The organism is Streptomyces sp. NPDC101234 (assembly GCF_044767525.1).
GTDB classification, from domain to species: Bacteria; Actinomycetota; Actinomycetes; order Streptomycetales; family Streptomycetaceae; genus Streptomyces; species Streptomyces sasae.
This window is the reverse complement of record NZ_JBIWOA010000019.1, coordinates 211,211-217,547: the sequence shown is the minus strand read 5'-3', so window position 1 is coordinate 217,547 and position 6,337 is coordinate 211,211. Positions and strand designations below refer to the sequence as shown.

Below are 6,337 nucleotides of genomic sequence, written 5' to 3'. Positions count from 1 at the left end.
TGGTGTTCCCGGGCCCGCGGAACGCCGAGAGGGCTCGGGGGCCGGGGGGGGTGGCCCCGGTGGGGTGGGGGGGTATGGGCTGCCGGCCGCGGGGGGGGGGGTGGCGGTGTTTCACGTGAAACACCGCCACCCCACGCTGTTCAGATTTCGAGCTTGAAGCCCGTGTGTGAGGCGGTGAAGCCGAGCCGCTCGTAGAAACGGTGGGCATCGGTACGTGACTTGTCCGATGTCAGTTGCACCAACTGGCAGCCCTGGCGGCGGGATTCGTCGATCGCCCACTTGATGAACCGGGTGCCCAGCCCGCTGCCGCGCTCATCGGCGTGGATCCGTACCCCTTCGATGATCGACCGGGTGGCGCCGCGCCTGGAGAGCCCGGGGATGACCGTGAGCTGGAGCGTGCCCACGACACGGCCCTCGCGTACGGCGACGACGAGTCGCTGGTTGGGATCGGCGCTGAGCCGCTCCAAGGCGTCCAGGTAGGGCGCGAGGTCGTCCGGTGACTCGCGCCGGGCGCCGAGCGGGTCGTCGGCGAGCATGCCGACGATGGCCGGTATGTCGGCGGCGACAGCAGCACGGATTTCGAGATCTCCCATGCTCGCAGCCTATGCGGGCACGTTGAGCGACTCCACGACCCGGACAAGGGGAGCGAGCTCGGGGTTTCTGGCCGCCTCGTCGAGCGCCTCGCGCAGTGCCGAGTCATTGGTGGGGCGTGCCTCTTCGAGCAGTCGCAGCCCGTCCTCGGTGACGTTCGTGTAGATGCCCCGCCGGTCGGTCGGGCAGAGGTAGCGCTCCAGGAGGCCTCGGTCCTCAAGGCGGGTCACCAGTCGGGTGGTGGCGCTCTGGCTGAGGACGACCGCGTCGGCGACCTGCTTCATCTGCAGATGGCCCCCTTCGTCGTCGTGCTGCCTGCTGAGGACGTCGAGCAGGGAGTACTCGCGGACGCTGAGGTCGTGCTTCGCCTGCAGGGCGCGCTCGATGTGCGCCTCGATCCTCCCGTGCAGCAGGGAGAGGGCGCACCAGCCCTGGGCGAGGGCGGTGAGCGCGGGGTCAGTCGCTGTCATTGGCGTTTTCCTCCGTCCCGGAGCGGCTGGATCCAGGATAGGGCAGGTTCGCAATATCCCTCGGTTGCATATATCCCGCGTCTGCAACTATTGTGGACGCACGTTAAGCGCACCTGCAATCGTCTGGGAAGGTTGTCCCCCATGCCTCTCGCGCTTCTGGCCCTCGCGATCGGGGCCTTCGGAATCGGCACCACCGAGTTCGTGATCATGGGCTTGCTGCCCGAGGTCGCGGGTGACTTCGGGGTCTCCATCCCCACCGCCGGCCTCCTTGTGACCGGCTACGCGCTCGGCGTGGTGGCCGGCGCCCCGCTGATGACCGCCCTGGGCACGAAGATCCCGCGCAAGCGGATGCTGATGCTGCTGATGGGCCTGTTCATCGCCGGCAACCTGCTGTCCGCCGTGGCCCCCACCTTCGCCGTCATGCTGATCGGCCGTGTGGTCGCCTCCCTCGCGCACGGTGCCTTCTTCGGCATCGGCTCGGTCGTGGCGGCCGAGCTGGTCGCCCCGAGCAAGAAGGCCGGGGCCATCGCGATGATGTTCACCGGCCTCACCGTCGCCAACGTCGTCGGCGTCCCGCTCGGCACCCTGGTCGGCCAGCACGTCGGCTGGCGTGTCACCTTCGCCGTCGTCGCCGCCCTCGGTGTCGTCGGCCTGGCCGGTATCGCCAAACTGGTCCCCGAGCTGCCCAAGCCGGAAGGCGTGCACCTGCGGCACGAGCTGGCCGCGTTCAGGAACGCCCAGGTCCTGCTCGCCATGGCGATGACCGTCCTCGGCTTCGGCGGGGTCTTCGCCGCCATCACCTACATCGCGCCGATGATGACCCACGTCGCCGGCTTCGCCGACGGCTCCGTCACCTGGCTGCTGGTCCTCTTCGGCCTCGGCATGGTCGGCGGCAACCTCATCGGCGGCAAGTTCGCCGACCGCGCCCTGATGCCCATGCTGTACGTGTCGCTCGGCGCCCTGGCCGTCGTACTCGCCCTCTTCACGTTCACCGCACACAACAAGATCGCGGCCGCCGTGACCGTCGCCCTGATCGGCGCCCTGGGCTTCGCGACCGTCCCGCCGCTCCAGAAGCGCGTCCTCGACCAGGCGCACGGCGCTCCCACCCTGGCCTCGGCCGTGAACATCGGCGCCTTCAACCTCGGTAACGCCCTGTCCGCCTGGCTCGGCGGCATCGTGATCACCGCCGGCTTCGGCTACACCTCCCCCAACTGGGTCGGCGCCGCCCTCGCCGCGGCCGCCCTCGTCCTCGCCGTCCTGTCGGCCGCGCTGGAGCGCCGTGACAGCGCCCCGAGCGCCGTGGTCACGGGCGGCACCCCCGCCGGGCAGCCGGCGCCGGTCCACCACTGACCCGCCCAAGCCGCTCACCGCACCTCAGCACCGTCCAAGGAGAACCATGAGCACCACCGCCGTAGCCCCCCTCACCACCCAGGACGCCGAACTCCTGGTCACCGCGGCCCGGATCGCCGCCGAGGCCGCCGGGGTCACCGTCAGCGTCACCGTCCTGGACGCCGGAGGCCATCTGCTGGCCTTCCGGCGTGACGACCGCGCCGTGCTGATCTCGGGTGAGACCAGCACCCGCAAGGCCTACACGGCGCTCCAGCTCGACGCCCCCACCGCCGACCTCGTCGACGCCGTCCAGCCCGGGGGCCTCTTCCACACCCTGCCCACGGCGCTCGACCGGCCGCTGCTGTTCATCGCGGGCGGTGTCCCCGTCCACCGCGACGGTCGGCTGATCGGGGCGGTCGGTATCGGCGGCGGCGCGCCCGACCAGGACCACGGCTTCGCCACCGTCGCCGTACAGGCACTCGTCTGACAGCACCCCGCTCAACACGGAACGCCGGCTCCCCCGAGGGAGCCGGCGTTTTGGGTACCGAGGAGTCTTCAGCCCGCCGCCACGGTCAGCGGCGCGAACCGCCGTGTCCAGTCACCCGGCAGCTCCGTGATGCCGTACACCATGACGGAGTTCACGGCGACGGAGGCCAGGCCGCGCTCCTTCGCCCACGCCAGCAGTTCCTCGTGCCGGACGTCGATGTCGGTACGGAGCGGGCGGTCGGTGTGGGCGGCGAGCGAGGCGATGAGGGACTTCGCGGTCTCCGTGTCGCGGGCGATCAGCGGACCGACGACATGGGTGTCCATGTTGGGCCAGGCGGCCGCGTATCCGACGATCCGGCCGTCGTCCACGGCCACACGCAGCCGGTCCGAGAACGCGGGCAGCCGGGTGATGAGCGGGGTGCGGTCGGCTCCGAACACCTCCTCGTCCAGCCTGATGATGGAGCCGAGGTCCTCCGCGGTGGCCGCTCGTGTAGCCACCCGGGGCTCGGGCCCGCCCGGTGTGAAGGGCCCGGACAGCATCTCCGAGCGTCCCGTGGTCTTGAACCCCAGCTCCTCGTAGAGCGGACGGCCGTACGGCGTCGCGTACAGAGTCAGGGGAGTCGTCCCCGTCGCTGAGGCGATGTGCCGCATCAGCCGGCGTCCGATGCCCTGCCGGGCATGCCGTTCGGCGACCAGGACCATGCCGATCGCGCCGAGATCCGGGCGTTCCCCCGGGCCGTACTCCGTGAGGACACAGGCGGCGACCAGACCCCCGGCGGGGTCGTCGATGCCGTACCCCTTCCCGGCCGTGAGAAGGAAACGCCACTTGTGTTCCTCACGCGGCCACCCCCGATCCTCGGACAAGTCGGCGCAGGCGGTGAGATCGCGTGGCGTCAGTCGGCGAATGGGCAGAGCGGCGACGGAAGGAGTGGGCACGCAGGTCAGGCTGTCCGACCGGCACCCCTGGCGTCCACCTGTTTCGAGGTGGACACACGTGCTTTTGGCCATGCCGTAGCCCTGAGCACAGCCCCTGGACAGACGAGGGACGTTTCACGTGAAACATCGCCCGACGGCCACCGTCCGATCCGAGACCTCCACGAGGAGCGGTGACCGCTCGCCACTAGCCTCTGGCTCATGGCGAGACTTCATTTCTTCGATCTTGACGGCACATTGCTCCACGGCTCGACCGCACCTGTGGAGATCTCCCGTCAACTCGGCCTGGAAACCCAGACGATGGAGCTTGATCGGGCGATTTCGGCGGGACGGATAGATCCGCCGGAGTATGCGGCACGGGTGTACGACCTCTGGTCGGAGCTGACCGAAGCACATGTGGCGGCGGCATTCGACGGTGCGCCGTGGCTGGCCCGCATTCGGGACGTCTGGGCCGAGATCAGGGAATCGGGGGACTACTGCGCGGTGATCTCGCTCTCGCCCTCGTTCTTCGTGGAACGACTGCTGGACTGGGGAGCCCATGCCGCTTTCGGATCACGCTTTCCGGCGGTGCCGTTCGCCGAGCCGGTGGATCCGGCCGGAGTGCTCAGCGCCGCGGCCAAGGTGACCATCGCGGACCGCTTGTGCGAGCGGCTCGGGGTCGTTCGAGCGGACTGTGTCGCCTACGGCGATTCGATGTCGGACAGGGATTTGTTCGCCGCGGTTCCGGTGTCTGTCGCGGTCAATGCGGACGGACATCTCGCCGGACTCGCGACGCACTCCTACACGGGCCGGGATCTATGAGATGCCTATGAATTGGCGCGCGCCGCCCGGTAATTGAGGGAATCGATGGTTCGCCCGTTGTTGGATTCACGGAGGCGGCAAGGCGGACTTGTGTGCGGAGCGGCGGCCGGTAGGGTCGACTCCGGTTCCCGTCCGGGGCGTGCCGCTCCGGCTGGAGTGACTGCGGCCCTTGTCACACTCTCGCCTTACTTGTCCGTACGCGAGGGGAGCATGGGTTCAATGTGGCCGTCGGCCACGGGCCGGACCGGGAAGAGCTGGCCGCCAGCGGGGGAAAGCAAGCACCTTCCGAGCGAGGAAGCACGCAGACCGACCGAAAGATGTTCGAGGCGAGGCACACCATGGACGCTCCGACCACCACGTCGGCGGGCAACGAGGGGGGCAACTGGTTCACGCCGCCCCCCTTCCAGCCTCCGGTCGAGCCCGCCGCCGAGCCTCCGGTCGTGTCGCCGGCCGGCTGGCAGGAGACGCCTCAGGGCGGCCGTCCCGCTCCCACGGAGCCCCAGGAGCGAATACGGCCGACGCCGGCGCCGGGACGCCCCCAGGAAGCCGCCCAGGCCCCGTACAGCGGGCAGCGCGTCCCCCCTCAGCGCAGCGTGCAGGCGCCGCCGGCCGCCTCCCCGGACGCGGTCCGCATCCGCGGCACCATGGCCGAGGTCGGTCCCATCGCCGACAAGGTCACCTCGTACTTCTACGCACTGCTCTTCGTCCGTCACCCCGAACTGCGCTCGTTGTTCCCGGCCGCGATGGACACCCAGCGCGACCGGCTGCTGAAGGCGCTGCTCACCGCCGCCGAGCACATCGACAACACGCCCGTCCTGGTCGAGTACCTCCGGAACCTGGGGCGCGGCCATCGCAAGTACGGCACCCACGCCGGGCACTACCCGGCCGTCGGTGAATGCCTCATCGGCGCGCTGAGCAAGTACGCCTCCGCCATCTGGGACCCGGAGACGGAGGCGGCCTGGGTACGGGCGTACACGACGATGTCCCAGGTCATGATCGACGCTGCCGCGGCGGACGAGCTGCGCGCACCGGCCTGGTGGCACGCGGAGGTCGTCGCGCACGACCTCAGGACCGCGGACGTCGCGGTTCTCACGGTCCGCCCAAACCAGCCGTACCCCTTTCTCGCGGGGCAGTACGCGAGCATGGAGACGCCCTGGTGGCCGCGGGTCTGGCGGCACTACTCCTTCGCCTCGGCGCCCCGTTCGGACGGTCTGCTCACGTTCCATGTGAAGGCCGTTCCGGCGGGCTGGGTCTCCAACGCGCTGGTGCACCGTGCCCGTCCCGGCGACATCGTCCGCCTCGGCCCGCCCGGCGGATCGATGACGGTCGACCACACGAGGGACAACGGACTGCTCTGCCTGGGCGGAGGCACCGGTATCGCCCCCATCAAGGCACTGGTCGAGGACATCGCCGAACGTGGCTCGCGCCGCCCGGTCGAGTTGTTCTACGGCGCCCGCACCGACCACGACCTGTACGACATCGGCACCCTGCTCCGGCTCCAGCAGAACCATCCCTGGCTCGCGGTGCGCGCGATCGTCGACCAGCACGCGCACCTCCAGCTCCCTGACGCCATCCGTGCCTACGGCCCGTGGACCGAGTACGACGGCTATCTCTCGGGACCGCCCGGCATGATCCGCAACGGGGTGCACGCGCTGCGGGACGTGGGCATCCCCGGGCACCGCATCCGGCACGACTCGGTCGAGGAACTGGTCGTCGTCGGCGACTGA

At 69.9% G+C, this 6,337-nt stretch carries 7 protein-coding genes; 4 read left to right on the top strand and 3 right to left on the bottom strand.

The annotated features are described in order from the left end of the window. Positions 1-140: 140 nt before the first annotated feature. Together ACIRR9_RS32015 and ACIRR9_RS32010 are read right to left on the bottom strand one after the other, a co-directional pair. Complete coding sequence (locus ACIRR9_RS32015) at positions 141-593, bottom strand: GNAT family N-acetyltransferase (protein ID WP_403758912.1); 453 nt, start codon at positions 591-593, stop codon at positions 141-143. Positions 594-602: 9 nt separating this feature from the next. Beyond that, positions 603-1,061 carry a MarR family winged helix-turn-helix transcriptional regulator gene (locus ACIRR9_RS32010; protein WP_384560778.1) on the bottom strand — a complete coding sequence of 153 codons (459 nt, stop codon included), beginning with the start codon at positions 1,059-1,061 and terminating at the stop codon, positions 603-605. A gap of 141 nt (positions 1,062-1,202) precedes the next feature. On the opposite strand from ACIRR9_RS32010, the gene ACIRR9_RS32005 reads away from it, so the two are divergent. Both ACIRR9_RS32005 and ACIRR9_RS32000 read left to right on the top strand, forming a co-directional pair. After that, complete coding sequence (locus ACIRR9_RS32005) at positions 1,203-2,411, top strand: MFS transporter (protein ID WP_365339232.1); 1,209 nt, start codon at positions 1,203-1,205, stop codon at positions 2,409-2,411. Positions 2,412-2,457: 46 nt separating this feature from the next. Beyond that, complete coding sequence (locus ACIRR9_RS32000) at positions 2,458-2,877, top strand: heme-binding protein (protein WP_403758908.1); 420 nt, start codon at positions 2,458-2,460, stop codon at positions 2,875-2,877. Positions 2,878-2,945: 68 nt separating this feature from the next. Here the strand turns inward: ACIRR9_RS32000 and ACIRR9_RS31995 are convergent, their stop codons facing one another. Next, positions 2,946-3,812 (bottom strand): GNAT family N-acetyltransferase, encoded by an 867-nt coding sequence (locus ACIRR9_RS31995; protein ID WP_403758905.1) that lies wholly within the window; start codon positions 3,810-3,812, stop codon positions 2,946-2,948. 198 nt (positions 3,813-4,010) lie between these two features. Between ACIRR9_RS31995 and ACIRR9_RS31990 the strand changes: the two genes are divergently transcribed. Together ACIRR9_RS31990 and ACIRR9_RS31985 are read left to right on the top strand one after the other, a co-directional pair. Beyond that, complete coding sequence (locus tag ACIRR9_RS31990) at positions 4,011-4,610, top strand: HAD family hydrolase (RefSeq protein ID WP_403758903.1); 600 nt, start codon at positions 4,011-4,013, stop codon at positions 4,608-4,610. Between the two features lie 317 nt (positions 4,611-4,927). Further along, complete coding sequence (locus ACIRR9_RS31985; protein WP_403758900.1) at positions 4,928-6,337, top strand: globin domain-containing protein; 1,410 nt, start codon at positions 4,928-4,930, stop codon at positions 6,335-6,337.

What these genes read in the sequence shown, in the direction of transcription:
- ACIRR9_RS32015 (WP_403758912.1), bottom strand. Translation starts at nt 593, where the DNA reads ATGGGAGATCTCGAAATCCGTGCTGCTGTCGCCGCCGACATACCGGCC.
- ACIRR9_RS32010 (WP_384560778.1), bottom strand. Translation starts at nt 1,061, where the DNA reads ATGACAGCGACTGACCCCGCGCTCACCGCCCTCGCCCAGGGCTGGTGC.
- ACIRR9_RS32005 (WP_365339232.1), top strand. Translation starts at nt 1,203, where the DNA reads ATGCCTCTCGCGCTTCTGGCCCTCGCGATCGGGGCCTTCGGAATCGGC.
- ACIRR9_RS32000 (WP_403758908.1), top strand. Translation starts at nt 2,458, where the DNA reads ATGAGCACCACCGCCGTAGCCCCCCTCACCACCCAGGACGCCGAACTC.
- ACIRR9_RS31990 (WP_403758903.1), top strand. Translation starts at nt 4,011, where the DNA reads ATGGCGAGACTTCATTTCTTCGATCTTGACGGCACATTGCTCCACGGC.
- ACIRR9_RS31985 (WP_403758900.1), top strand. Translation starts at nt 4,928, where the DNA reads ATGTTCGAGGCGAGGCACACCATGGACGCTCCGACCACCACGTCGGCG.